This is a genomic window from Lysobacter tyrosinilyticus (assembly GCF_054779815.1).
On record NZ_BAAGXN010000001.1, the window covers coordinates 463,874 to 489,071 of the forward strand.

Genomic DNA, 25,198 nt, shown 5'->3' on the forward strand with positions numbered 1-25,198 from the left:
CGCGCGCAATGGAGGTCCTGGAATAGGAGGGACTCCATGGACCGCCTCCATTGCTCCCGCCGCATGCAAGTGGCGCTCGCAATCATTGCCACCATTGCCGTGATCGTCGTTGGCGTGGCCATCAAACTGGGAAACGACATGGCCGGTTATCTCGAAACCTCGGTCGCGCACACCGCCGAAGATATTGCCATCGATGGTGCGACGCCCTCGATCGCGCCGGCGCCACGCGGGGCGCCCACGCCCGCCGTCGTAGCGAGTTCGCCGTCAGCGGAAACCGGTACGGCTGGCGATGCCGCAGACCCGCGCACCGACACGAGCGTCGCCAGCGTTCATTGAACGACGGTGAATGAGGTGTCGACTCAATCCGGGCGCGTCGCGCATTCGAGCGCGAGCAAGGTGGCTATCGCTTCGTCGCGCGAGAGCCCACACATCGACTGCAACGGCCGCAACGACGCACAGAACGCCGGTCGCTCCGGCTGGCCGAACAAGCGGCAGCGGTAGTCGTCGTCCAGCTGCACGCAGGGAATTCCCGCGGGCTTGCCGTGCGGCATGCCGGGAATGGGCGAGGTAATCGAGGGCGCGATGCAGCACGCGCCGCAGCGTTCGCGGCAGTCCATCGGGTACGGCTTCAGTCAGCGTTGACGAGAATCGAACTGCGATCGCGCAGCATCGCGTAGACCGCGTCGGTTTCCGGGCGCACCTTGTGCCAGCGCTCAAAGCTTTCCGCGGCCTGCTCGACCAGCATGCCCAGGCCATCGATGCAGTCGTGCGCGCGCGCGGAGCGCGCCCAGGCCAGGAACGGTACGGCCGCTTCGCCATAACTCAGGTCGACCGCCGCGCCGCGTGGCGCGAGCACGTTCACCGGCAGCGCGGGCAATGCGGAGCCGCGGGCTGCCGAAGTGGCGTTGATGACCAGATCGAAGTTGCCCAGCGTCCCGACGTCCTCGAGATAGCGCGGATGCACGCGGCCGGGCAGGGCGAGCGCATCGGCGAGCGCGTCGGCACGTTCGGGCGTGCGGTTGACGATGTACAAGTCGCCGATCAGCGCATCGAGCAGCGCGGGCGCGATGCCGCGCGCGGCGCCGCCGGCGCCGATCAGCAAGGTGCGACGCGCGCGCAGGTCCAGGCCGTGGCGTTCGGTGAGGTCGCGCACCAGGCCAACGCCGTCGGTGTTGTCGCCGTGCCAGCCGGTGGTCGAACGGATCAGTGTGTTGACCGCGCCGGCCCGCTGCGCCGCTTCGCTCAGGTGCGTGCAGATCTGCGCCGCGCGCGGCTTGTGCGGCAGGGTGATGTTGGCACCGACGCCGCCTTCGGCCGCAAACTCGGCCAGTGCTGCATCGAAGGCCTCCGGCGCCGCGTCGATCGCGGTGTATTCCAGCGCGATCCCGGTCTGCTGCGCGAAGGCCGCATGGATGCGCGGCGACAGGGAATGGGAAACCGGGTGGCCGATGACGGCGAAGCGCTGGATGGACATGGATTCCTCGCGCGACAGGCGGGTGGATATTGGGCGGAACGCGAAGGGCGCCGCAGGACGGCCGCGTCCGTCTACGAGTCTACGCCCGCGATCGCGAACTGTGCGCCGACGACAGCTTTTGCGATGGCGGCGAGTCAGCAACTGCGGCACATTGATGGCTCGTTCATCCGGAACCTCACGATGCGCCGCCATTCCTTGCTTCTCGCTGGTACGTTGCTGCTGACTTGTGGCCTGGCGCATGCGTGGCTGGCGGAATTCGGCATCGAAGGCATGCATGTGGTCTCCACGCCGGCCGCGGAAGTGCGCGCGACGATCAGCCCGGACGGCAAGCGCATCGTCTGGGGCAGCACCGACCGTGAAGGCGGCAAGGGCGGCTGGGACTTGTGGCAGGCCACGCTGAAGCAGGGGCGCTGGCAGGACCCGCAGCCGTTGTCGATCAATTCCAAGGCCAATGACTTCGACCCGGCGTTCAGCGCGAATGGGCGCTGGCTGTATTTCTTCTCCAATCGCGACGGTGGCCTGGGCGGCGACGACCTGTATCGCGTCGCCGTACGCGAGGACGGCGGCTTCGGTGCCGTGGAGAACCTCGGCCCGGGCGTGAACAGCAAGGGCAACGAATGGGCACCCGCGCCGAGCCTCGACGGCAAGTCGCTGATGTACGCCAGCGACGGTTTCGGTGGCGCGGGACGCCACGACCTGTTCGTCGCGCACTGGGACGGCGGCGCCTTCGTCGACCGCAAGCCGGTGCCGGGCGTGAATACGAAGGCCGACGAATTCGACGCGGCCTGGCTGGATAGCGGCAAGGCGATCGTGTTCACGCGCTCGGCTAATGCCGATGAGAAGCCGATGCAGCTGTTCATCGCGCAATGCGATGGCAAGCGTTATGGCGAGGCGACGCCGGTGGCGTTGTCCTTCAACACGGCCGATGCCTGGACGCTGGGTCCGTCGGTCGACTGGAACAAGCCGGGCGAGCTGCTGGTCACCGGCAAGGCGAAGGCGCCCAGTGCCGGCAAATTGGACATCTATCGGATGAAGGCGCCGGCGGTGACGGGGAAGCCGGGCTGCGTGTGATGTTGATGGTTGCTCGTCATCCCGGCGCAAGCCGGGATCCATTTTGCTGTTGCCTTTGTCTTCTCGTCGCCAAAGCAGGATCAACAGCTTCCGCCTTGCGGCGGGTCACTTTCTTTGCTGGCCCAAAGAAAGTAACCAAAGAAATGGCCATCTTTGACACTGCACACCCATAGCGTCATTGCTACGGGGATTTTTCGACACGCCATCCATGGCGCGGTCGAAAAACGGCGCGCATCCATGCGCGCCGCCCTTCGGGTCTACGAATCAACGGGCGTTCGGGCAAAGAGGCACATGCGAACGCGCGTGCTTTTCGTTCTGTATCAAGATGGCCTGGAGGCGATCTGGCGGCAGACTCGCTGACGCAGCCTCAGTGCAGTGCTGGAGGTATCGGGCGCAGAAGCGCTGGGCCAAACGCCGGCATGAGAACTGGGCGCCGCGTTTGCTTCGAGTCTACGTGCTAGGTGCACAGACAATTTCGGTGCGGATTTCGCAGCGGTGGCCACGGTAAACAATTGCTACGTTTGGAGACCCGTAGGGCGGCCGGCATGGATGCCGGCCGTTTTTCGACCACGCCATGGATGGCGTGTCGAAAAATACCCGTAACAATGAAGCTATGGGTGTGACGTGTCAGGGACGGCTCTTTCTTTGGTTACTTTCTTTGAGCCAGCAAAGAAAGTGACCCGCCGCAAGGCGGAAGCTCTTGAGCTTCGCTCCTGATTTCGAAAGCGAGAGAAGGCGATCAGCCTTCGCGCAGCCACCGCGCTGCATCCAGCGCAAAATACGTCAGCACCGCATCGGCGCCAGCGCGCTTGATCGACGTCAGCGCTTCCAGCGCGCAGCCGCGCTCGTTGATCCAGCCGTTCTGCGCGGCGGCCTTGAGCATCGCGTACTCGCCGCTCACCTGGTACACGAACGTCGGCACGCCGAACTCGTCCTTCACCCGGCGCACGATGTCGAGATACGGCAGGCCCGGCTTCACCATCACCATGTCCGCGCCTTCCTCGAGATCCTGCGCGACTTCCTGCAGCGCCTCGTCGGAATTGGCCGGATCCATCTGGTAGGTGTACTTGTTGCCCTTGCCCAGCGCCGATGCGGAACCCACGGCATCGCGGAACGGGCCGTAGAACGCGCTCGCATACTTGGCGCTGTAGGCAAGGATGCGCGTGTGAATGTGGCCTTCGCCTTCCAGCTGGCCGCGAATCGCGCCGATGCGCCCATCCATCATGTCGCTGGGCGCGACGATGTCGGCGCCGGCGCGCGCATGCGAGAGTGCCTGTTGTACGAGTGCTTCGACGGTCTCGTCGTTGAGCACGTAACCATTGGCATCAATCAGGCCGTCCTGGCCGTGCGTGGTGTACGGATCGAGGGCGACGTCGGTGATCACGCCCAGTTCCGGGAAGCGTTGCTTGAGCGCGCGCACGGCGCGCTGCACCAGACCATCGTCGGTCCATGCGGCCTCGGCGGTGAGCGATTTGGCGTCGGGCGCGGTGACCGGGAACAGCGCGAGCGCGGGCACGCGCAGTTCGCTGGCCTGTTCGGCGACCTTGAGCAGTTCGTCGATGGAGACGCGCTCGACGCCTGGCATGGACGCCACGGCCTCGCGGCCCTTCAGTTCGTGCACGAAGACCGGATAGATCAGGTCGTTGGCGGTGAGCACGTTCTCGCGCATCAGCCGGCGCGAGAAGTCATCGCGGCGCATCCGCCGCAGGCGCGTGTAGGGGTAGCTCATGGGGCGCCATTGTACGCCGCGGCCGCGGCAAAGCTTGGCTGACGGGACGCGACAGTCTGTTGCTGCCTTGTAGAGCGGAGCTTGCTCCGCTAACCGTCAGGTCACGTAAAAAAGCAGCGGAGCAAGCTCCGCTCTACAAAAAGATCCGGATCATGGTTTCTGCGGATACACCTGATACCGCAGCGGTCGCACTCCGATCAGCTGCCCCACCGCCGGCGTCTCCACATCCGGCGTCGCGGCGAAATCGACTTCCAGCAAGCGCGGCTGGGCTTCGATGTCCAGTTCCAGAGTGATGCGATCAGCCAACCGGTGCGCGGCGATCACCCGCGCCGGCCAGCCTTCGTTGGCGCTGGTGATGGCCAGGTCGTGCGGACGCACGTACAGACGCGCGGGCTGCGTGCCGGCGGCGAATGCCTCGCTGGTGACCGGCAAGCGCAACTGGCTCGAGTAGGCGATGAAGTGGCCGTTGTCGTAGCGACCCTCGATCGAATTCGCGCGGCCGATGAAGTCGAATACGTATTCGGACGCCGGCGCGCTGTAGATCTCCTGCGGCGTGCCGACCTGTTCGATGCGGCCTTCGCGCAGCACCACCACGCGGTCGGCCAGCTCCAGCGCTTCTTCCTGGTCGTGGGTCACGAAGACGGTCGTCTGCCCCGTCTGTTCGTGCAGGCGGCGCAGCCAGCGGCGCAGATCGACGCGCACCTTGGCATCGAGCGCTCCGAAGGGCTCGTCGAGCAGCAGCACGGTCGGATCGATCGCGAGCGCGCGCGCGAGCGCCACGCGCTGGCGCTGGCCTCCGGACAGTTGCTCCGGATAGCGCTCGCCTAGGTCCGCGAGCTGAATCAGCGTCAGCAGCTCCTCGACGCGACGCTTGATCGTTGCCTTGTCCGGTCGCTTCGAGCGCGGGCGGCTACGCAGGCCGAAGGCGATGTTCTCGGCTACGGTCATGTGCTTGAACAATGCGTAGTGCTGGAACACGAAGCCGACGTTGCGTTCGCGCAGGCTCAGCCGGGTGGCATCGGTCTCGCCAAACAGGACCTGGCCGCTATCCGCGTGCAGCAGGCCGGCGATCACGCGCAGCAGCGTAGTCTTGCCCGAGCCGGAAGGACCCAGCAACGCGACCAGCTCGCCGGAGGCGATGTCGAGGTCGACCGCATCGAGTGCGGCGACGTCGGTGTAGCGCTTGCTGAGTTGGCGGATGTGGAGGTCCATGCCGCGCCGCGCTGCCGGAGATTTGGGCTCATGTTGTACCAGCACCGGCGCCCCGAGTGGGTGAGTCCCGGCTGGCGGCGCCTTTGCTTTTTCGAAATCGACTCTGACGACGTTCAATTCAATGTCTCCGCGCCGCTGTGAAATCGGGCCATGAGAATGTGGTGCTACCGGTGTACCGGGTGACGAACTTTCAGTCGCGGACACTCAATGCCTCCGATGCGACTTGGCCAAGGCATCGCTATGCCGCGCCTCCAGCCAGAACTTGACGATCAGCGTCACCAACGCCAACCCACTCAACAACGACGCCGCCGCAAACGCCGCCGTGCTGTCGAACTCGTTGTAGAGGATCTCGATATGCAGCGGCAGTGTGTTGGTGAGGCCACGGATATGTCCGGAAACCACCGAAACTGCGCCAAATTCGCCCATCGCACGCGCGCCACACAGCAGCACGCCGTAGAGCAGACCCCACTTGATGTTCGGAAGCGTGACGCGCCGGAACATGGTCCACGCACCGGCACCGAGCGACCGCGCGGCGAGTTCCTCGTCGGCGCCCTGCTGCTGCATCAGCGGAATCAGCTCGCGCACCACGAACGGGAAGGTGATGAACAACGTCGCCAGCACGATGCCTGGCCGCGCGAACAGGATCTTGATGTCGAAGTATTCGAGTAGCGAGGCGAACCAGCCGTGCGTCGTGCTGAACAGCAGCACCAGGCACAGGCCCGCGACCACCGGCGAAACCGCGAAGGGCAGATCGATCAGCGCCAGCAGCACGCGCTTGCCGCGGAACTCGAAGCGCGTCACCGCCCACGCCAACAGCGCGCCGAATACGGCATTCACCGGCAGCACGATCGCGACGGTGAACAGCGTGAGTTTGAGTGCCGACACCGCATCGGGTTCGCGCAGCGCCGCCCACCAGGCCTTGAAGCCATCGCCGAACGCGGCACCGAGGACCATCGCCAGCGGCAGCACCACCAGCCCGAGCATGATCAGCACGGCGAGCGCGATCAGCAGCGTGCGCAGCCACATCGGTTCATGCAGCGCATCACGAGGGCGCGACTCAGCCACGGCCCTTCTCCCGGCGCTCGTGCGCGAACAGCGACGGAATCGCGTTGATCGCCAGGAGGCACACGAACGACGCGGCCAACAGCAACGCCGCGATCGCGATCGCGCCGTTGTAGTCGTATTCCTCCAGCCGGATGGTGATCAGCAGCGGTGCGATCTCGGTCGCGAATGGCTTGTTGCCGGCGATGAAGATCACCGAGCCGTACTCGCCCAACGCACGCGCGAATGCGAGCGAAAACCCGGTCAGCAGTGCCGGCAGCAGTTCCGGCAGGATCACCCGGCGCAAGGTGGTGAAGCGCGAGGCACCGAGCGATGCGGCGGCTTCTTCCTGCTCGTGACCAAGCGTTTCCAGCACCGGCTGCACGGTGCGCACCGCGAATGGCAGGCCGATGAAGACCAGCGCGATCACGATGCCCACCGGCGTGTAGGCGATCTTGAAGCCGAGGGCTTCGGCGTAGCGGCCGACCCAACCGTTGCCGGAGTAGATCGCAGTCAACGCGATACCGGCCACCGCTGTCGGCAACGCGAACGGCAGGTCGACCAAGGCATCGAGCAAGCGCCGTCCCGGGAAGCGGTAGCGCACGAGTACCCAGGCCACCACTGCGCCGGCGAACAGCGACAGGATCGCGGCGACGAAGGCCGCGCCGAAGCTGAGCTTGAGCGCGGCCTGCACGCGTTCGTCGTGGATCGCGCGCAGCCAGCCTGCGCTGCCCAGGCCGGCTGCGCGCACGGCGAGCGCGAGCAACGGCAGCAGCACGACCACGCCCAGCCACGCCATGCCCAGACCCAAGCTCAGGCCGAAGCCCGGCAGCGGATTGCGCTTCCGGAAGGGAATCAGCGATGGCAGGACGGCGGTGGTCATTTGGGCTTGGTTTTTGCTGTTGCCTCTGTCCCCTCCCTTTCGCCGCAGGCGAAGGGGAGGGTTAGGGTGGGGTGCTTTTGCTTCTGTTGTTGCTCCTCTCTCGAAGAGCAGAAGCAAAATCAAAGGCACCCCTCCCCGGCTGTCCGGCCATCGGGCATAGCCCGATGGCGTTCGTCAGCCCGCGAGCCAATGGCTCGCAAGCGGGGCCTCCTCACCCCTTCGCTGCGCGAAAGGGAGGGGGAATGCAAGATCACTTCGGCTGATAAATCCGATCGAAAAATCCACCGTCCGCGAAATGCTCCGCCTGCGCCTTCTTCCAGCCACCGAAGGCCTGGTCGATGGTCACCTGCGTCACCTTGGGGAAGCGCGCGAGTTCGGCAGCGGGCACCTTGTCCGGCTCGGCCGGACGATAGAAATGCTGCGCCGCCAGACGTTGGCCTTCGGGCGAATACAGGAAACGCAGATACGCTTCAGCCTGCTTGCGCGTGCCGTGTTTGGCCACGTTTTTGTCGACCCACGCCACCGGCGGTTCGGCGCGGATGCTTACCGACGGAATCACGACTTCGAACTTGTTGCGCGTGTCGGCATCGTTCACCGTCAGCAGCGCCTCGTTCTCCCACGCGATCAGCACGTCGCCGATGCCGCGTTCGACGAACGTCGTGGTCGCGCCGCGCGCACCGGTATCGAGCACCGGCACGTTCTTGAACAAACGGGTGAGGAAGTCGACGACCTTGCCGCCATCGCGATACTCCTTCGACGCCCAGGCCCACGCCGCCAGGTAGTTCCAGCGTGCGCCGCCCGAAGTCTTTGGATTGGGCGTGATCACGCCGACGCCCGGCTTCACCAGGTCATTCCAGTCGTGGATGCCCTTGGGATTGCCCTTGCGCACCAGGAACACGATCGTCGAGGTGTATGGCGCGCTGTTGTGCGGCAGGCGCGCTTGCCAGTTCGCCGGTAGCAGCTTGCCGTTGGTGGCGATCGCGTCGATGTCGGCGGCGAGCGCGAGGGTGACGACGTCGGCCTCGAGGCCGTCGATCACCGCCCGCGCCTGCTTGCCCGAGCCGCCGTGCGAGGCGCGCACGGTGACGGTTTCGCCCGTCGCCTGCTTCCACTGCGCGGCAAACGCTCGATCGACGTCGGCATACAGCTCGCGCGTCGGATCGTAGGAGACGTTGAGCAGCTCAACGTCCTTCGCCTGCGCGGCACCGCCGAACACGGCAAGTGCGAGCAGTGCGGTATGGAGCAGATGGCGGGGGCGTGGGGTCATGGGGGACTCGTTTCGGCTAGAAGGAAATCTGGGCGCGGGTGAAGACAGACTTCTCATCCTCGCGATCGGCGCCGGCCGCGGCACCGCCGTCGAACGTCGCTTCGGTGTAGTTGGTGACCAGCTTCAGGTTCTGGGTGAGGTACCAGTTGAGGCCGATGGTCCAGGCGTCGATGCCGCTGGCGGACGTGGCCGGATTGGCGAACAGCGGGAACGCGTCGTCGTCGATGTCGAGTTCGCCATAGCGCGCGACCAGTTCGAAGGCGCCCCAGCCTGCCCCACCCACCGTAAAGGGGTGGTTAGGCTTGGCGACGCCCTTGTAGGACGCGTCTTCGCCGGTCAGCACCCAGCTGCCGACCGCCTGCCAGGCCTGGTTTTCCAAATGCTTCACGCGACCGGCGTTGGCGCCTGATACGAGGCGAACTTCCTGTTCGGAGGTGACGTACTCGCCGAGCAGACCGAGCGGGCCGTTGTAGTAGTAGGCCTGCGGTGACCAGCGACGATGCAGGCCGTCGGCCGCGGCTTCGTTGCGATAGGCGAAGAACTGCGCCTGGCCCGGCGTGCGGTAACGCGGCAGGAAGTTGTTGCCCTGGCCGAACACGTCGCCGACGCTCGTGGCGATGCCGACGCCCAGGCCCGACCACGCATTCGCGGAATTCTTGAACGGCTCCCAGAACACGCGCGCGCTGGCTTCGAGTTCGTTGTCCGGATTCGATGTGATCGCATCACGGCCATCGACGCCGCCGTTGAACACGCCCGCCGCGTAGTTGAGCGTGCCCTTGGCGAATTCGCCCTGCAGCTGCACGCCGTAGTCGCGCGCCGGCACCAGTTCGTTCGGCAGGCCGCGTTCGACGGCGATCAGCGTGCTGGTGGATTGCAGCTGCTCCAGTCCGAACGGCTGCTTGAACTTGCCCACTCGCAGCGTCGCGCGCGGATCGAAGCGTAGGTCGAGATAGGCATCGTTGACCGTGGCGGCGTCACCGGCCAGCTGCGCCTGCAGCCTGAAACCGATCAAGGGACCCCAGCTGCCTTCGATGGTGGGTTCGACGCGACGCAGCAGGAAGCCGTCGTTCTGCGGTACCTGTTCGTCGCCGAGGAAGAAGCGGCCGTCTGCCTGCACCAGCGCCTTGAACTTCACTTCGATGCCGTCGCTGGCCGGCGACTTGATCGCCAGGCCCTTCGGGCTGAGGCTCACGACCGGATCCTTGGCGGCCTTTGCCGCGGCTTCCTCGGCCTGCAGTTCCAGCTTGCGTTCGATCACGCGCAGACGCTGGTCGAGGTCGGCCAGGCCGGCGCTGTCGGTGTTGGTGCTGGCATCGGTCGAACCGTTCACCCCCAAGCGCTGTTCCAGCGCCTGCAGGCGCTTGGCGAGTTCTTCGACCGTGACCTCGCCCGCATGCACGGGCAGGGCGGAGAAGGCGAGCGCAGCGAACAGGGCGGTACGACGAGGGAGGCGGACGGATACGGACATGGAAGTCACCGATATGGGAAAGACACAGTGGCGATGCACAGGTTGGGACGGAAACGGCCATGCCTTATCTGCATATGCCGGTTGCGCATCTGGGCCGGCAGGGTGCCTCCGTCTCGGTCCCGCGGCAATAATCCGGGTCAACCGGCCGGCGTATCGGTGCCGCACGTAAGATGGCGCGGATGCCTTCCCACCTCTCTTCCCTGCCGCCGCTGGCGCGTACCTGTCTGATCGCGCTGGCGGTCCTGGCCGTGCTGTGTTGGCTGGGACCCTGGGCGACTCGCTTCGAACCGCATGCGCCCGACTGGGGTGCGCTGTCGGTCCGGCCGGGCACGGGCGGGCACTGGTTCGGGACCGATGCGATCGGGCGCGATGTGTTCGCGCGCACGCTGGCCGGCGGACGCCTGTCGTTGACCATCGGGCTGCTGGCGAGCGCGGTCGCCCTGGTCATCGGGCTGGGCTACGGCGCGATCGCCGGCCTCGCCGGCGGCCGGATCGAACGCGCGATGCTGCGCGTGCTCGATGTATTCAGTGCGCTGCCGTTCCTGCTGGTGGTGATCCTGCTGCTGACCCTGTTCGAACGTTCGCTCGCGCTGCTGCTCGCCGCGATCGGCGGTTACGTGTGGATCGACCTGGCGCGGGTGATGCGCGCGGAGGCGGCGCGCCTGCGCGAGGCGCCGTTCGTGCTCGCCGCGCAGGCTGCCGGCGCCGACTTCGGCCAGCGTCTGCGTTGGCATGTGCTGCCGAATCTGTTGCCGCTGGCGTTCGTGTATCTGGGCCTGATCCTGCCCCAGGCGATTCTGGTCGAGAGTTTTCTCGGCTTCCTCGGGCTCTCGGTCGACGAGCCCTCCGCGAGCTGGGGCACGCTGTTGAGCGAAGGCGTGCAGGAACTCGACAGTGCACCGTGGACGCTGCTGTTTCCGGCGATGTTCCTGGTGACGACGTTGGCGGCGTTCCAGTTTCTCGGTGATGGCCTGCGCGATTGGCTGGATGTACGCGGTGGTACGCCGCGCGATGAAGCCGAGAGCGCGGCGGCATGAGCGGCGTTACGAACGGCGTCGCTTCTGTCGTCATCCCGGCGAACGCCGGGATCCATTTTGATCTTGTTGTTGCTCTTGCCGTTGCCTTCGCCGGTCGGAAAAGCAGGCGCAAAGACAACAGCAAAATGGATCCCGGCGTTCGCCGGGATGACGATCAGGCGCGGGAGGATTTCGCGTGAAGCCCGCCCTCGTTCAACTCGATCAACTCGAAGTCGTCACTCCGCGGCGCCGGCTGCTTGATCCGCTCTTGCTGGAATTGCATGCCGGCGAATGCCTGGGCCTGGTCGGCGAAAGCGGCAGCGGCAAGAGCCTGACCGCGTTGGCGCTGCTGGGGCTGTTGCCGCCCGGCTTGCAGGCGCGAGGCCGCGTGCTGCACGACGATCGTGCGATGGCGCTGGGGTCGCGCGAACACGCCGCATTGCGCGGACGCCTGCTCGGTTGGGTGCCCCAGGATCCGCTTGCGAGCCTGCACCCGCTGCGCAGCGTCGGTGCGCAACTGGTCGAAACGCTGCGCGCGATGCGTGGCCTGGCGCGGATCGCCGCGCTGGGCGAAGCCGAAGCGTTATGCCGACGCGTGCAATTGCCCGAGCCCGCGGCGGCGTTACGCAAGTATCCGCACCAGTTTTCCGGCGGGCAACGCCAACGCATCGCCATCGCCCTGGCCCTGGCGGCGTCGCCGCGCGTGCTGATCGCCGACGAACCGACTTCCGCGCTCGATGCGCGTATTGCCCGCGACATTCTCGATCTGCTCGACACCCTGCGTCGCGAAGAAGGTCTGTCGCTGTTGCTGATCAGCCACGACCTGCCGCTGGTGGGCGAATACGCGCAGCGTCTGTTGGTGCTGCAGCGCGGTGTGGTGGTCGAACAGGGTGCGACCCGCGCCGTATTCGCCAATCCACAACATGCCTACACGCGCGAACTGCTCGCCGCGGACCGGTTGGCGCCGTTGCCGGCGTCGACGCAGGCCCGGGACGAGCTGCTGCGCGGCGACCGCCTGCGCGTGCGCTATCCGCGCGCGCGACACGACGCGCTCGATGGCGTGACGCTCGCACTGCATCGCGGTGAAGGCCTGGCCCTGGTCGGCGAAAGCGGCAGCGGCAAGAGCACGCTGGGTCGCGCGTTGCTGCGCCTGCTGCGAGGTGTGCAGGGCGAAGTGCGTTTCGATGGCGTCGACCTGCTCACGTTGGATCGTGCCGCGTTACGGCGATTGCGTGCGCGCACGGGTGTGGTGTTCCAGGATCCCTATGCGTCGCTCGACCCGCGCCTGCGCGTCGCCGAGATCGTCGCCGAACCGCTGCGCATCCATGGTCGCGGCGATGCGGCATCGCGGCGCGCCAGGGCGGGTGAGTTGCTGCAGGCGGTCGGGCTGGACGCGGCGATGCTCGATCGTTATCCGCACCAGTTCAGCGGCGGTCAGCGCCAGCGCATCGCGATCGCGCGTGCGCTGGCGACCGATCCGGATCTGCTCGTGTGCGACGAAGCCGTGTCGGCGCTGGATGCGCACCATCGCGCGGCGATTCTTGGCTTGCTCGTGCAGCTCAAGCGCGAGCGTGGAGTGGCGCTGTTGTTCGTCACCCACGACCTGGCTGCGGCGGCCGCCGTGGCGGAACGCATCGCCGTGCTGGAAGCCGGGCGCATCGTCGAGATGGGGGCGACGGCGGAAGTGCTGCGTGATCCGCAGCATGCGCATACGAAGGCGTTGTTGGCGGCGCGACCGGCGGCTTAGGGGACCTATCCCTCGCCCCGCTTGCGGGGTGAAGGCGGGCGCTTGTGCGCCACTGGCGCACGCCCGACCGAACGCCCTTGCGCTATGCGCAAGGGCCGGGGGCAGAGCGAGGGACAGCGTCGCGTCAGCGGCGCAGGGTGAGGGGGCATGACGCGGCCGCGAAAAGCGCCCCTCATCCGCCTACGGGCACCTTCTCCCCGCTGCACGGGGAGAAGGACAAGACTTGCTTCCGCCCTCGCTTGCGGGGCGAGGAGACGTCGCGCGATCAGATCAACCCACCACCCATGCTCAGCCGGATCGCCGCCACCACGATCACGATCCCATTGAGCACCAGTCCCGCCTTCGCGCGACCACGATGCTCGCTGCGCGTGAACAGGATGCCGATCGCGGCGATCGCCGCACCCACGGCGGCGAACGGGATCAGCAGCCAGTTGGTGATGCCGACTACTGGAATCAGCGCGAGCACCATCCAAAACAGGGCGAAGATGCCCCACAGCAGGCTGATCAGTCCCATCGCAACGACTCCATCGCAGGCCGCGGCGCGGCCGATGCGTACAAGATGGTGCGTGGTGCGATGGGCTTCAAGTAAACCAATGGCCCACCCGTCGCGGCACTACTCCGCGGAGCCGTGGACGCCGTCGATCTCCACGCTGAGTTCGCGCCGGCAGATCGCCGAGTGCAGGACGATGAAGCGAATCGCCGGGTCCAGGCGCTCGCGCAGGCGTGTGGCAACGGTGTCGAGTTCGCCGCGATCACGCACGTACACCTTCAGGCGCGTGCCTGCGCCCATCCGCGCCGGCAGTTCCGGGCGGCGCGCGCGTGCGGTGGCGATCAGGCTGTCGAGGTTGGCAAGGATCTCGTCGATCTGCGCGGTGACATCGCCCGCGTGCTGCGATTCGTGGCCGACGATGGCGGCGGTACCGGAAACCAGCAGCGGCATCGCCAGGCCCGAGGGCAGCGTGGCGCGCGCGAAGCTCGGCGGTTGTGGGCCGTATTGGCGCGGGTAGCGGTAGGCGCTCATCTGGCGCGGGTTTTCCAGCGGCGTGCCCGGTGTGCGGGCGGCGAGCCAGTACACCTGCAGGCGCCGGGCGCCGTCGGCGCTGCTGTGGCCGGTAGCGGTGGCCGCAGGCAGGGCGTGCGGATCGAAATCGCCCAGGCCGCGCGCGCGACCGACGCAGAAGAGGCGGTAGCGCTCCATATCGCCATCGCCGTAGGTGATGCCGTCGAGGTAGTTCCACACGCGCTGCAGGTGCGGATAGCCGCGCTCACGAGTGAACTCGATAAGGCGCGCATAGGCCGCGGTGGCGATCTCCTCGATGCCCTCATCGCCCTCGTCGACTTCGATCGCGCCGAATTGCAGCGCGCCGTCTTCGCTCCAGGCCACATTGCCATCGCGGCCGTGCGTCACCGGGCCATGGGCGCGCCAGTGTTCGAAAGGAATGGTGCCGTGCGGCTGCAACGCCACGCGCAGGTAGCGCGGATCGGCGTGTGCCGGTGCGTCGGTGCCGAAGCCGAGCACTGCCAGGGTGTCGGATTCGGCCAGCAGCGCCTCCAGCGCGGCGTCGCGGTAGTCGACATGCAGCTGCGCCGGCAGCGCCTGGGAAGCGAGCGCGCTCATGCGGCGCCCCGCTGCGGGCGGAAGTTCAGGGGCTGCGGTGCGCTGCTGCACCGCGTTGAAGGATGGTCGAAGACATCGCCTGCCAACATCGAAATCACTGCTTGTTCCACCTGCCAGATATTGCCGACCGGTACGTCCGCTCCGGGCGCCTTTTGCAGCCCTAAGGGACGCGAGACGAGGGCCGCGGCCGGGAGGCCGGGCGGGAGCGGGTCGGTCATTCCCGACATGATAGTCGGTGGGCAAGGGGACGCGGCTTGCGCGGCGGGGCGCGATGCTGGATCGTTGCGCCCCCGTATCGATTTACCCGGATTTTCCGATGTCCGCAGCAAACCCCGCCCAGACCGCCGCCGAAGCCGAACTCGCCCAGCTGCTGGTGTCCAGCCTCAACCTGGACGGGGTGGACCCGGCCGGGATCGATCCGGAGGCGCGCCTATTCGGCGAGGGGCTGGGCCTGGACTCGATCGACGCGCTCGAACTGGCGCTGGCGATCTCCAAGAAGTACGGCTTCCAGCTGCGCTCGGACAGCGACGAGAACCGCCGCATCTTCGGCTCGCTGCGCGCGCTGTCGACGCATATCGAGCAGCACAAGGCCTGATCCGGCCCGCTTGCCGCGCTGACATCGCGTGAGTTTCGCGATCGCCGCCCGGGTCGGATTCGCCCTGGCCTATGCACCATTGGCCTATTGGGCCACGCGGTCCGAGAGCGGCATGGCCGCCGCCGTCGCGCTGGGCGACCTGGCCCTGGTGTTCCTGATCGACCCCCTGTCGCGCGGCCGCGGCTGGGCGTGGGGACTGACCGCCCTGCTCGGTGCCGGCCTGTATGCGATGGCCCAGACCGAACTCGCGCAGATGGCACTGCTGGCGCCGCCAGTGCTGATCCTGGCGCTGCTGGCGTGGCTGTTCGGGCGCAGCCTGCGCGCGCCGCGCGAGGGCCTGATTACCCGCATCGTCGCCGCGCTGCACGAATGCACGCCGGTGCAACTGCCCCCCGGGTTGCTGCGCTATACGCGCCGGCTCACCGCGGCCTGGGCGCTGCTGCTGGCGATGCTCTGTCTGGTCAACGGCGTGCTGGCGCTGTGCGAAGTGCCGGGAGGCGTGCTGGCGCGGCTGGGGCATCCACCGGCCTGGGGGATCGCCCGCGAGCACGGCTCGCTGCTGGCCAACGTCGTCAATTACGGCGTGGTCGGCGGATTCTTCGTCGTTGAGTACCTGCTGCGCCGTCTGTGGGTCAAAGAAGTCCCGTATCGCAACTTCGCCGACTTCCTGCATCGCATGGCGAAGCTGGGGCCGGAGTTCTGGCGCGGCTTGTTCCGCTGAAGCACTCAGCCCCGACGCATCACAACGCGCTGCGGTCGCGCGACGCCCGGTCATAATTGCCGCATGGATTTCATGATTGCCCACGACCATCCCTGCCTGCCCGGTCATTTCCCGGGCCGGCCGCTGGTGCCTGGCGTGGTGCTGCTGGACCAGGTGGTCGCCGCCATCGAAGCCGCGCACGGTCCGCTCGGTCCCGTGCGATTGCCGCAGGTGAAATTCCTGCAGCCGCTGCTGCCGGGCGAGCAGGCCCGCATTGAATTGGAAGGCGGGCCACCGCGCTGGCGCTTCCGCATCCTGCGCGAGGACGTCGTCCTGGCCAGTGGCGAAATCGTGGTCGCGGCATGAGTGCGACGACCTGGAAGCAGCGCCCCGAAGGGGGCGGTTTCTTCGCGATCTGGTTGATCCGCGCCATCGCGCGTCGCGGGGGTCGTGCCGTGGCGCGCAGCCTGCTGTGGCCGATCACCGGCTACTTCCTGCTGATGCGCGCGCCGGAGCGTCGCGCCTCGCTGGCCTACCTGCGCCGCGTCCTGCCGATGCAACCGCGTCTGTGGCACGTCGCCCGGCACATCCACACGTTCGCCTCGACCATTCTCGACCGGGTGTTCCTGCTCGGTGGGCAACTCGAACGCTTCGACTTCCAGGTCGAGGGCCTGCCGCCACTGGAGGCGCAGCTGGAACAGGGTCGCGGCCTGCTCGTGCTCGGCTCGCACCTGGGCAGCTTCGACGCGCTACGCGTGCTGGCGACGCGCAAGCCGGACCTGCGCGTGCGCGTCCTGCTCGACAAGGCGCACAACCCGGCGATGCAGCAGCTACTCGACGCCATCAATCCGCGCCTGGCGGCCGACATCATCGATGCCGGGCAACCCGGCCCGGCGATCGTGCTCGCGATCAAGGAAGCGCTGGATGCCGGCGCACTGGTCGCCATGCTCGCCGACCGCGCAATGGCCGGCGAACCCGCGGTCGAAGCCGAGTTGCTCGGTGATCGCGCGCGCTTTCCGACGGCGCCGTGGTTGATCGCCGGGGTGCTGCAGGTGCCGGTTGCGCTGGCGTTCGGGTTGTATCGCGGCGGCAACCGCTATGAACTCGTGTTCGAGCCGCTCAGCGATGGCCTGTCCTTGCCGCGCAATGAACGCGCCCAGCGCCTGTCGGGCCTCGTGCAGACTTACGCCGCACGGCTGCAGCATCATGCACGGCGGGCGCCTTACAACTGGTTCAACTTCTTCGATTTCTGGCAAACCCATGACGCGATTCCAGCGCCAGATTCCACTGGCAACTCCACTGGCCATCCTGCTGACGACGCTGCTCGCGACGGCGAGGTTGCACGCCGCCACGGCTGAGCCCGCGCGCGTCGACAGCGACTGGATCCTGGCGAAGCTCGTACAGCCCGTGCCCGCGCGCACCGACTTCGTCGAACTGCGCGGCTCCCGCTTGTTGAAGAAGCCGCTGCGCCTGCAGGGCGAATACCTGCGTCCCGACGTCGACACGCTGGTGCGGAAAGTGACCGCGCCTTACGTGGAGACTTCGACGATCCGCGCCGGCGAAGTCGAGATCGCGCGCGCCGGCAAACCGGCGCGACGCTTCTCGCTGGCACGCGCGCCGGAACTGATGGGATTGCAAGCCAGCTTCGGCGCACTGCTGACCGGCGATCGTCGCCAGCTTGAACAGCATTACCGGGTCGACACGCTGGGTACGCGCCAACGCTGGACCATGACGCTCACGCCGAAGGACGCGGCGCTGCAGGGCAAGCTGCAGACCATCACGCTGTACGGTCGTGGCTCCGAACTACGCTGCATCGAAACGCAGCCCACCCAGGGTGAAGCCCAGCGCACGCTGCTGGCGGGCGCCGCGCGCGCGGCCGGGAATGTCACTGCGCCTGGTGCGCTTGCGGCGTTGTGTTACGGCGGTAGCAAGGCGCAATGAGCGCCCGCCTGCCTCAGCAAAAGGCGTGCGCGAGAGTTCAAAGCCGCGCGCGCGGCTTGCCATCGGCCCGCCGCAGCAATTGGAGTGTACGAATGTTGGAAGCCGCGCCCGCGGCCAGCCATCGTCGAGGCTCGCTCGCATGACATCGCGCGGACGCATCGCATTGGCATTGCTCTGGCTCGCACTGCTCGCACTAGCCGGCTGGCTGCTCGGCAGTCGCATGGAACTCACCGGGGACCTGCGCAAGTTCATGCCCGCCCGCCTCAGCAACAGGCGTGCGCAAGAATTCAGAGCCGCGCGCGCGGCTAGCCATCTCCAAGGGGCGCTGGCATGACGTCGCGCACGCGCATCGCCGCGGCATTGCTCTGGCTCGCACTACTCACGCTGGCCGGCTGGCTGCTCGGCAGTCGCATGGAACTTACCGGCGACCTGCGCAAGTTCATGCCGTCCGCCGAAACCCCGGCGCAGAAACTGCTCATCGACGAACTCGGCGAAGGCCCCGGTTCGCGCCTGCTGCTGGTGGCCTTGTCCAACGCCGATGCCATGACGCTGGCCGAACAGTCGCGCACCCTGCGCGAACGGCTTGCAGCGCAAGCGCAGTTCCGCCTGGTCGCCAACGGCGGCGAAGCCGGGCTCGACGCGATTCCCGAACACCTGCGTCCATACCGCTATCTGCTGTCGGACACCCTCGACACGCAGCCCTACGATCGCGAGTACTTCAGCGCGGAACTCGCGCAGCGTGTGCAGGACCTGGGTTCGCCGGCGGCGGCGCTGGTCGAGCCGCTGTTGCCGCGCGATCCCACGCTGGAGACGCTCAAGCTCGCCGAGGCCTGGCAGCCGGCGAATGCACCGCGTCGCCTGCACGGCGTGTGGTTCGATCGCGCCGGGCGCGAAGCGTTGCTCGCGGTGGAAACCCAGGCCGCGGGTTTCGACCCGAAGGGCCAGCAGGCCGCGGTCGACGCGATCCGTGCGGCCTTCGCCGAAGTCCATGGCGGCAGCAGCAGCCAGCTGACCATCAGTGGCCCGGGCGCGTTCTCCGTCGAAGTGGGCGGTCGCACCGCGCGTGAAGCGGGCTGGATCGGCACCATCGACGGCGTGATCTTCGCGCTGCTGCTGTGGCTCGCCTATCGCAGTTGGAAGGCGCCGCTGCTCGGCGGATTGCCGTTGGCCAGCGGTGGCCTGGCCGGTCTTGCCGCGGTGACGCTGCTGTTCGATGGGGTGCACGGGATCACCGTGGCGTTCGGCTTCACCCTGATCGGCGTCGCCCAGGACTATCCGATCCATCTGTTCTCGCACCAACGCGCCGGGCTGTCGCCCTGGGCGAGTGCGCGCGCGCTGTGGCCGACCTTGGGCACGGGCGTGGCCTCGACCTGCATCGCCTACTTCACCTTCCTGGTCTCCGGCGTCGACGGCTTGAAGCAGTTGGCGGTGTTCACCGTCGCCGGCCTGGGCGTGGCCGCGTTGAGCACGCGCTTCCTGTTGCCGGCGCTGATCGATCCCGCGCCGCGCGATGCCGCGGATTCGGCGCATCTGGAACGCTTGTGGCGACGCATCGCGGGCTGGCCGCGTCTGCATGTCGGCCCCTATGCGACGCTGGCCGCGGTCGCGCTGGCTATCGCGGTGTGGGCGCCGGGAGCGTTCTGGCAGAACGACCTTTCGCGATTGACGCCGGTGGCCGCGCCGTTGCTGGCGCGCGATGCGCAGTTGCGTCATGAACTGGGCGCGCCCGACGTTCGCTACGTCATCGCGCTGGAAGCGCGCGACGCGGAAGTCGCGCTGCGCGCGCTCGAGCGCCTGCAGCCGGCGCTGGATAAGCTTCGTGCACAGGGCGCGATCGGTGGTTACGAATCCGCCGCACGCTATCTGCCGAGCCAGGCGACGCAGCGCGCGCGCCAGGCGAAGCTTCCGGAGGCCAAGGCACTGCGCCGCAGCTTCAATGCCGCCGTTGCGGCCAGCGCCTTCGATGCCGAGGCCTTCGACGGCTTCCTCGATGATCTGGAAATCGTGCGTACCGCGCCGACGCTGTCGCCGCAGGATCTCGACGGCACGCCGCTGGCGCCCACCGTCGCCGGCCTGCTGCTGCAACGCGCGGATCACACCACCGCACTGGTTTCGCTTGCGGGACTGCGCGATCCCATCGCCGTGTCGCGTGTCGCGCGACAGCAGGGCGCGCAGCTGCTCGACCTGAAGCAAGCCTCCGAATCGCTGGTCGCCGCCTATCGACAGCGCGTGCTGTGGGCGTTGGCGCTGGCGTCGTTGCTGCTGATCGTCACTGTGTGGTTCGCGCTGCGCCAGCCGCGGCGCGTGCTGCGCGTGCTCGCGCCGATGGCGCTCACCACCCTGCTGGTGCTGGCCGTATTGCGCGGCTGCGGTGTCGAGCTGAACCTGTTCCACCTGGTCGCGCTGATCCTGGCGGCCGGGCTGGGTCTGGACTACGCGTTGTTCTTCGACCACGCCGGCGACGATCGTGCGGAACAACTGCGCACGCTGCACGCACTCATCGTATGCAGCCTGACCACGTTGATGGTGTTCGTACTGCTCGCGCTGTCGTCGATTCCGGTGCTGCGCGCGATCGGCGTGACGGTGGCGCTGGGCGTGCTGTTCAATTTTGTGCTGGCCTTACTCGTGACCCGACAGTCCGCCCGCGACAATCCTGCCGCTCCCGACCCGAGTGATGCCGCGCGCGCGGCTGAAACCAGTGAGGCGCCGGCGCTTTCGCCATGATGTCGAGCAACGGAACCATGATCGCCCGCGCCGAAATCCAGGCGCTGATCCCGCATCAGGGCGCGATGTGCCTGTGGGATGAAGTCGTCGGTTGGGATGCCACGCGCATCGTGCTGCGCACCCAGGGCCATCGCGATCCCGCGCACGCGTTGCGCAGCGCGGATCGCCTACACGCCGTGCATCTGTGCGAATACGGCGCGCAGGCGATGGCCGTGCACGGTGGGCTGCGCGCACGGGAACGTGGTGGTCGCGCGCGTCCGGGCGTGCTGGTGGCGTTGCGTGGCGTCAGCCTGCAGGTCGAACGCATCGACGACCTTGCCGGTGCGCTGGAGTGCGAAGCGACTTCGCTGGCCGAAGACGCCAACAGCCAGCAGTACGCCTTCCGCATCGTGCATGCAGGGCAACTGATCGCCGAAGGGCGCGCCGCCGTGATGCTGCAGGGAGACGAGGCATGAACAACACCGTCGCGAATGAAATCCGCAAGCGCGCGCTGGTCACCGGCGGCAGCGGCGATCTGGGTGCGGCGATCTGCCGCCAGCTCGCAGTAGCCGGGTTGCACGTGATCGTGCACGCCAACGGCAATCGGGCGCGCGCCGACGAGGTGGTCGCGGCGATCCGTGCCACCGGCGGCAGCGCCGAGGCGGTGGTGTTCGACGTCACCGACGGTGCGGTCACGCGCACCGCGCTCGAAACCCTGCTGGAAGCCGGGCCGATCCAGGTCGTGGTCAACAACGCCGGCGTCCACGACGACGCCCCGCTGGCCGGCATGAGCGAAGCGCAGTGGAAGCACGTGATCGACGTGTCGCTGCACGGCTTCTTCCACGTCACCCAGCCGCTGCTGCTGCCGATGGCGCGCACGCGCTGGGGGCGCGTGGTCAGCGTGTCGAGTGTGGCGGCCGTGCTCGGCAACCGCGGTCAGGCCAACTACGCCGCGGCCAAGGCGGCCCTGCACGGCGCGACCAAGTCGCTGGCGCGGGAAATGGGTTCGCGCGGCATCACCGCGAATGTGGTCGCGCCCGGAGTGATTGCCGGCCGCATGACCACGGACGTGTTCAGCCCGGAGGCGATCCGCCAGATGGTGCCGGCCGGCCGGGCCGGGCAGGCGGACGAAGTCGCGGCACTGGTGGCCTTCCTGTGTTCCGACGCGGCCAGCTACGTCAACGGCCAGGTGATCGGGATCGACGGCGGCATGAGCTGACGCGCGTCGCGTCGCGACCGCCGGTTCGGGCGTATTGTTTGACCCAACGTTCAGCCGTGCGGTCGGAAGATCGTTCCAGCTGGCTGCAACACTCCCTTCGCAGGTAGAGGTGGCCCATGCGCAAGCTTCTGATCCTCGTGCTGTCGCTCGCGCTCGGCGCCTGCGCCAGCTCCCATCACATCATGGTCGGCCAGGCACGGCCGGCGATCGATCCGGCCCAGGTCAAGGTGTACCAGGTGCCGCCCAAGCACTATGAAGAGATCGCCCGGGTCGATGCGCGCAGCGCCGCCGGCTTCGGCACGCAGGGGCAGATCAATTCCGCGATCAATCGCCTCGCCAGCGAGGCCGCGAAACTCGGAGCCAACGGCGTGATCCTGCTCGGCGTCGATCAGAGCGGTTCGCCGGTCAGTCTCGGTGTCGGTGGTGCCAGCTACGGCCGTCACAGCGGCGCCTCGGTCGGATTCGGCATTCCCACGACGCAGCAACGCGCGGAAGGCATCGCCATTTACGTTACTGAGGAATAGGTCGAGTCTGGAACGTCAGATCGGGCCTGCTGAAAGATCGTCATTCCGGCGAATGCCGGAATCCACGCTGCTGCAGCGATCAACGACTGGATCCCGGCGTTCGCCGGGATGACGAACTGAAAACGCTCCTTACGCGCCGTTCTGCGCCGGCGCATGCTGCATCGGCGCCGGCGCGAATTCACCGCTGGGATCGAAGATCACCGGCCGGTGCGCGCGGGTGATGCGGTATTCGCGAACGATGTTGCCGTAGGTCCACACCTGCCTCACCACGTGCGAGGTGATGCGCCACAGGTCGCGCAACGGACGGAAGTGACTCTTGCGGAACTGCGGGCCTTCGGGCTCTACGCCCTGGTAGCGCGATTCAATCGGTACCGACACGCAACGCACGCCGAGCCGGCGCGACGCGGTGATCAGGATCTGCGCCTCGAACACGAAGTCCTCGCCCGGGACATCGCGCAGCGCGGCGACCTTCGCGGGATATAGACGCTGGCCGCTCTGTGTGTCCGCCACCAGGAAACCGCAACCCCAGGAGATGCCCCAGTCGCCGAATTCGTTGGCCAGGCGCCGGTAACCGGGCTGCGCGGCCCGCTTGCGCAGGCGCGCGCCGATGACGATGTGATCGGGATACGCGTTGGCGGCCTCGATCAGGCGCGGAATGTCGGCGGCGTCGTGCTGGCCGTCGCCGTCCATGCTGATCACGGCGCGTGCGCCCCGGCGCAGCGCTTCGGCGAAACCGTCGCGCAATCCGGCGCCCTTGCCCATGCGCTGCGCATGGCGCAGGACGGTGACTGGCAGGTCGGCGATGCGTTCGCCGGTGCCGTCATCGGAACCGTCATCGATCACGATCACGTTGCGGCATTCGCGCAGTGCGGCTTCGACCACGCCGCGGATGCGCAGCGCTTCGTTGAGCGCGGGAATTACGATGTAAACGTCGTTGCTTTCGATCACCAGTGGATCCTGACGGTGAGGGCGCGGCCGGCGCCAGCAGGAAGTATCGCGGCATCCGACGCACCACGCACGCCGTTGCGCGCGAGTACATCGAACACCGGCAGCATCTGCGCCATCGCGTTGCGCGCGGCGTGCTGGGCGAGCGGGCCGGGGGTGGGATTCGTATCAACCGCTTCGCCCAATACCGCTTCCAGCACCGGCGCGTCCTCACGCGCATGGCGCGAGAGCACGAGCGCCGCGCCAAGCAGACCTTCGCTGGGCACTACCTGCGTCAGCGGCCCGACCGCGGCGCAGTCGTAGGCGGCGAGCAGTACGGCGTCGGCACCGCTGGCGAGCTGTGCGAGCGCCTCGATCAGACCCTGGGCGAAGCTGGCGTCGCCGGCGCACAGCGCGGTGGCCGGTTGCATGACGCCGGCGCCGATCGTCCAGTAGCCCGCAGCCGCGTTATGCACCGAGTTGTGGAAACGCGTCGGCGAGAGACCGCGCGGATCACTGGCCAGCGTGGTGCACATGTAGTCGGTGATGGCGAGGTCGCCGCGTGCCGAGACGAACACCGACGGCAGCGCGGCCGGGTCGCGACCCGCGTGCGCACAGGCGGCAAGAGCGGTCTCGAGCGCCACCGCCACCGGCTCCGGTGCGCGACGGCGTTCATTCGGTGCCAGCAACTGCGGCGAGGGGCGCGTCGGAGCATCGGCGACCAGCGTGCCGCCGTTCGCGTAAGCGCGGGCCGCCTCCCACGAGGGCAGGCCGTTGCTCCAGAAGCCGATGCCTTCGACGGTGGCGCGCAGCGGCTTCATGCGGGCCTCCGTCCGAATACCAGCGAGCAGTTGTTGCCGCCGAAGCCGAAGGAGTTGTTCATCGCGTAGCCGATCTCGCGTTGCGCGGCGTCGAAGCGGATCTGCGGACCGCAGGCGGGATCGGGCGTGATGCTGTTGAGGATGCCCGGCAGCTCGCCGTGTTCGAGCGCGAGCAGGGCGAAGACCGATTCGACGATGCCCGCCGCGCCCAGCGTGTGGCCGGTCCAGCCCTTGGTCGAACTGGCATGCAGCGTATCCGGGAACAGCGCGGCCACCGCGAGTGCTTCCACCGCGTCGTTCGCCTGCGTCGCGGTGCCGTGCAGATTCAGATAGCCGACGGCATCCGGCGTGAGCCCGGCGCGGGCGAGCGCGTCGCGCATCGCCAGTTGCGCGCCCAGGCCCTGCGGGTGCGGCGTGGACATGTGGTGCGCATCGCTGGATTCGCCGTAGCCGCGCAATTGCAATTCCGTTGCGGCGTCGCTGGCACGTTCCAGCAGCGCATAGCCACCGGCTTCGCCCAGCGACAGGCCGTTGCGCGCCGCGTCGAATGGCTTGCAGGGTTCAGTGGAAACCAGCTGCAACGAGTTGAAGCCGAACAGCACGCTGCCGCACAGCGTATCGATGCCGCCGACCAGGGCGGCATCGCACAGATCGGCCTCGATCAGCCGTGCGGCTTGTGCGAACACTTTCGCGCTCGACGAACAAGCCGTGGCCACGGTCACGCACGGCCCGCGCAGTCCCGTCGCGGCTTGCACGAAGGAGCCGGGCGAGTGCGGCGAATGCACGATCGAGCGCTGCAGGTCGGCGGGCATCGCGCCGTGGTCCAGGCGCGCATAACCGTCCTCGGTGGACCCGATGCTCGCCGTGGACGTGCCGATCACCACCGCGACGCGCTCGGCGCCGTGGCGCGCGGCGGCCTCCGCGATGGCTTCCCGCAGGCCGTCCTGTTGAAGAGCCAGCCAGGCCAGGCGGTTGTTACGGCATTCCCATTCCGCCAGCGCCGACGGCAGCGCGGCGTCTTCCAGGCCCTCGACCCGACCGATCCAGCATTCCAGCGGCGCCTGGCCCGGCGCGAGCACCGGCAGGTCGTTGCGGCGCAGGCCGCCGCGGGGTTCGCGCAGGGCCTGCAGCTGGGCATCGCGGCCGCGGCCGAGCGCCGTGGTGGCGGTGTACGCGCGAATCGCCAGCGGCGCCATCGGCGGCGGGCGGACATGCGACGACATCGGCGACACGGGGTACTCCTGG

At 67.6% G+C, this 25,198-nt stretch carries 27 protein-coding genes; 14 read left to right on the forward strand and 13 right to left on the reverse strand.

Features of this window, described 5'->3' with window-relative positions; all coding sequences use genetic code 11:
* The first annotated feature begins 36 nt into the window (after positions 1-36).
* Complete coding sequence (locus ACYVGK_RS01965; protein ID WP_460731546.1) at positions 37-336, forward strand: hypothetical protein; 300 nt, start codon at positions 37-39, stop codon at positions 334-336.
* Positions 337-359: 23 nt separating this feature from the next.
* Here the strand turns inward: ACYVGK_RS01965 and ACYVGK_RS01970 are convergent, their stop codons facing one another.
* Together ACYVGK_RS01970 and aroE are read right to left on the reverse strand one after the other, a co-directional pair.
* The gene (locus ACYVGK_RS01970; protein WP_460731547.1) at positions 360-617 is read right to left on the reverse strand and encodes a YkgJ family cysteine cluster protein; all 258 of its coding nucleotides are present in this window, start codon (positions 615-617) and stop codon (positions 360-362) included.
* Between the two features lie 11 nt (positions 618-628).
* A complete protein-coding gene (gene aroE, locus ACYVGK_RS01975; RefSeq protein WP_460731548.1) occupies positions 629-1,474 on the reverse strand; it encodes a shikimate dehydrogenase in 846 nt (281 codons plus the stop codon).
* 180 nt (positions 1,475-1,654) lie between these two features.
* Between aroE and ACYVGK_RS01980 the strand changes: the two genes are divergently transcribed.
* Positions 1,655-2,545, forward strand: coding sequence for a TolB family protein (locus ACYVGK_RS01980; RefSeq protein WP_460731549.1), 891 nt, complete (start codon positions 1,655-1,657; stop codon positions 2,543-2,545).
* A gap of 739 nt (positions 2,546-3,284) precedes the next feature.
* Here ACYVGK_RS01980 and hemB read toward each other — a convergent pair.
* From hemB to ACYVGK_RS02010, 6 genes are all read right to left on the reverse strand, one after another.
* Entirely contained in the window at positions 3,285-4,274 is a 990-nt protein-coding gene (gene hemB / locus ACYVGK_RS01985) for a porphobilinogen synthase (RefSeq protein ID WP_460731550.1), read from the reverse strand.
* A 150-nt stretch (positions 4,275-4,424) separates the two neighbouring features.
* Complete coding sequence (locus ACYVGK_RS01990; protein WP_460731551.1) at positions 4,425-5,486, reverse strand: sulfate/molybdate ABC transporter ATP-binding protein; 1,062 nt, start codon at positions 5,484-5,486, stop codon at positions 4,425-4,427.
* 204 nt (positions 5,487-5,690) lie between these two features.
* On the reverse strand, positions 5,691-6,512 hold the full coding sequence (cysW, locus tag ACYVGK_RS01995; protein WP_460732421.1) for a sulfate ABC transporter permease subunit CysW: 822 nt from the start codon (positions 6,510-6,512) through the stop codon (positions 5,691-5,693).
* Between the two features lie 31 nt (positions 6,513-6,543).
* Positions 6,544-7,410, reverse strand: coding sequence for a sulfate ABC transporter permease subunit CysT (gene cysT, locus ACYVGK_RS02000; RefSeq protein ID WP_460731552.1), 867 nt, complete (start codon positions 7,408-7,410; stop codon positions 6,544-6,546).
* Between the two features lie 250 nt (positions 7,411-7,660).
* Positions 7,661-8,677, reverse strand: coding sequence for a sulfate ABC transporter substrate-binding protein (locus ACYVGK_RS02005; protein ID WP_460731553.1), 1,017 nt, complete (start codon positions 8,675-8,677; stop codon positions 7,661-7,663).
* A gap of 16 nt (positions 8,678-8,693) precedes the next feature.
* The gene (locus ACYVGK_RS02010; RefSeq protein ID WP_460731554.1) at positions 8,694-10,145 is read right to left on the reverse strand and encodes an OprO/OprP family phosphate-selective porin; all 1,452 of its coding nucleotides are present in this window, start codon (positions 10,143-10,145) and stop codon (positions 8,694-8,696) included.
* 179 nt (positions 10,146-10,324) lie between these two features.
* Here ACYVGK_RS02010 and ACYVGK_RS02015 point away from each other — a divergent pair, with 179 nt between their 5' ends.
* The 3 genes from ACYVGK_RS02015 to ACYVGK_RS02025 are packed head-to-tail and all read left to right on the forward strand — an operon-like array spanning position 10,325 to position 12,908.
* Positions 10,325-11,182 (forward strand): ABC transporter permease, encoded by an 858-nt coding sequence (locus tag ACYVGK_RS02015; RefSeq protein ID WP_460731555.1) that lies wholly within the window; start codon positions 10,325-10,327, stop codon positions 11,180-11,182.
* Complete coding sequence (locus tag ACYVGK_RS02020) at positions 11,179-11,361, forward strand: hypothetical protein (protein ID WP_460731556.1); 183 nt, start codon at positions 11,179-11,181, stop codon at positions 11,359-11,361. The genes ACYVGK_RS02015 and ACYVGK_RS02020 overlap by 4 nt, the downstream gene beginning before the upstream one ends.
* Positions 11,358-12,908 (forward strand): dipeptide ABC transporter ATP-binding protein, encoded by a 1,551-nt coding sequence (locus ACYVGK_RS02025; protein ID WP_460731557.1) that lies wholly within the window; start codon positions 11,358-11,360, stop codon positions 12,906-12,908. Before ACYVGK_RS02020 ends, ACYVGK_RS02025 begins: the two co-directional genes overlap by 4 nt.
* A 265-nt stretch (positions 12,909-13,173) precedes the next feature.
* On the opposite strand, the gene ACYVGK_RS02030 is transcribed toward ACYVGK_RS02025, so the two are convergent.
* Together ACYVGK_RS02030 and ACYVGK_RS02035 are read right to left on the reverse strand one after the other, a co-directional pair.
* Positions 13,174-13,422, reverse strand: coding sequence for a hypothetical protein (locus ACYVGK_RS02030; RefSeq protein WP_460731558.1), 249 nt, complete (start codon positions 13,420-13,422; stop codon positions 13,174-13,176).
* Between the two features lie 99 nt (positions 13,423-13,521).
* Positions 13,522-14,526, reverse strand: coding sequence for a chorismate transformation enzyme, FkbO/Hyg5 family (locus ACYVGK_RS02035; protein ID WP_460731559.1), 1,005 nt, complete (start codon positions 14,524-14,526; stop codon positions 13,522-13,524).
* Positions 14,527-14,842: 316 nt separating this feature from the next.
* Here ACYVGK_RS02035 and ACYVGK_RS02040 point away from each other — a divergent pair, with 316 nt between their 5' ends.
* From ACYVGK_RS02040 to ACYVGK_RS02080, 9 genes are all read left to right on the forward strand, one after another.
* Positions 14,843-15,121: a phosphopantetheine-binding protein gene (locus ACYVGK_RS02040; protein WP_460731560.1), complete on the forward strand. Its 279-nt coding sequence runs from the start codon at positions 14,843-14,845 to the stop codon at positions 15,119-15,121.
* Positions 15,122-15,233: 112 nt separating this feature from the next.
* Positions 15,234-15,842: a COG4648 family protein gene (locus tag ACYVGK_RS02045; protein WP_460732422.1), complete on the forward strand. Its 609-nt coding sequence runs from the start codon at positions 15,234-15,236 to the stop codon at positions 15,840-15,842.
* Positions 15,843-15,905: 63 nt separating this feature from the next.
* Positions 15,906-16,187, forward strand: a complete 282-nt coding sequence (locus tag ACYVGK_RS02050; protein WP_460731561.1) for a hypothetical protein — start codon at positions 15,906-15,908, stop codon at positions 16,185-16,187.
* Positions 16,184-17,179 (forward strand): LpxL/LpxP family acyltransferase, encoded by a 996-nt coding sequence (locus ACYVGK_RS02055; RefSeq protein WP_460731562.1) that lies wholly within the window; start codon positions 16,184-16,186, stop codon positions 17,177-17,179. Before ACYVGK_RS02050 ends, ACYVGK_RS02055 begins: the two co-directional genes overlap by 4 nt.
* Entirely contained in the window at positions 17,103-17,762 is a 660-nt protein-coding gene (locus ACYVGK_RS02060; protein ID WP_460732423.1) for a LolA-related protein, read from the forward strand. The genes ACYVGK_RS02055 and ACYVGK_RS02060 overlap by 77 nt, the downstream gene beginning before the upstream one ends.
* 330 nt (positions 17,763-18,092) lie before the next feature.
* The gene (locus ACYVGK_RS02065; RefSeq protein ID WP_460731563.1) at positions 18,093-20,486 is read left to right on the forward strand and encodes an MMPL family transporter; all 2,394 of its coding nucleotides are present in this window, start codon (positions 18,093-18,095) and stop codon (positions 20,484-20,486) included.
* 17 nt (positions 20,487-20,503) lie between these two features.
* Complete coding sequence (locus tag ACYVGK_RS02070) at positions 20,504-20,941, forward strand: phosphotransferase (protein ID WP_460731564.1); 438 nt, start codon at positions 20,504-20,506, stop codon at positions 20,939-20,941.
* Entirely contained in the window at positions 20,938-21,684 is a 747-nt protein-coding gene (fabG, locus tag ACYVGK_RS02075) for a 3-oxoacyl-ACP reductase FabG (protein WP_460731565.1), read from the forward strand. Before ACYVGK_RS02070 ends, fabG begins: the two co-directional genes overlap by 4 nt.
* Positions 21,685-21,800: 116 nt before the next feature.
* Positions 21,801-22,208 carry a hypothetical protein gene (locus ACYVGK_RS02080; RefSeq protein WP_460731566.1) on the forward strand — a complete coding sequence of 136 codons (408 nt, stop codon included), beginning with the start codon at positions 21,801-21,803 and terminating at the stop codon, positions 22,206-22,208.
* 129 nt (positions 22,209-22,337) lie between these two features.
* Here ACYVGK_RS02080 and ACYVGK_RS02085 read toward each other — a convergent pair whose 3' ends face one another.
* The 3 genes from ACYVGK_RS02085 to ACYVGK_RS02095 are packed head-to-tail and all read right to left on the reverse strand — an operon-like array spanning position 22,338 to position 25,149.
* Complete coding sequence (locus tag ACYVGK_RS02085) at positions 22,338-23,159, reverse strand: glycosyltransferase family 2 protein (protein ID WP_460732424.1); 822 nt, start codon at positions 23,157-23,159, stop codon at positions 22,338-22,340.
* The gene (locus tag ACYVGK_RS02090; RefSeq protein WP_460731567.1) at positions 23,153-23,953 is read right to left on the reverse strand and encodes a beta-ketoacyl synthase chain length factor; all 801 of its coding nucleotides are present in this window, start codon (positions 23,951-23,953) and stop codon (positions 23,153-23,155) included. Before ACYVGK_RS02090 ends, ACYVGK_RS02085 begins: the two co-directional genes overlap by 7 nt.
* Positions 23,950-25,149 carry a beta-ketoacyl-[acyl-carrier-protein] synthase family protein gene (locus ACYVGK_RS02095; RefSeq protein ID WP_460732425.1) on the reverse strand — a complete coding sequence of 400 codons (1,200 nt, stop codon included), beginning with the start codon at positions 25,147-25,149 and terminating at the stop codon, positions 23,950-23,952. The genes ACYVGK_RS02090 and ACYVGK_RS02095 overlap by 4 nt, the downstream gene beginning before the upstream one ends.
* Positions 25,150-25,198 lie beyond the last annotated feature (49 nt).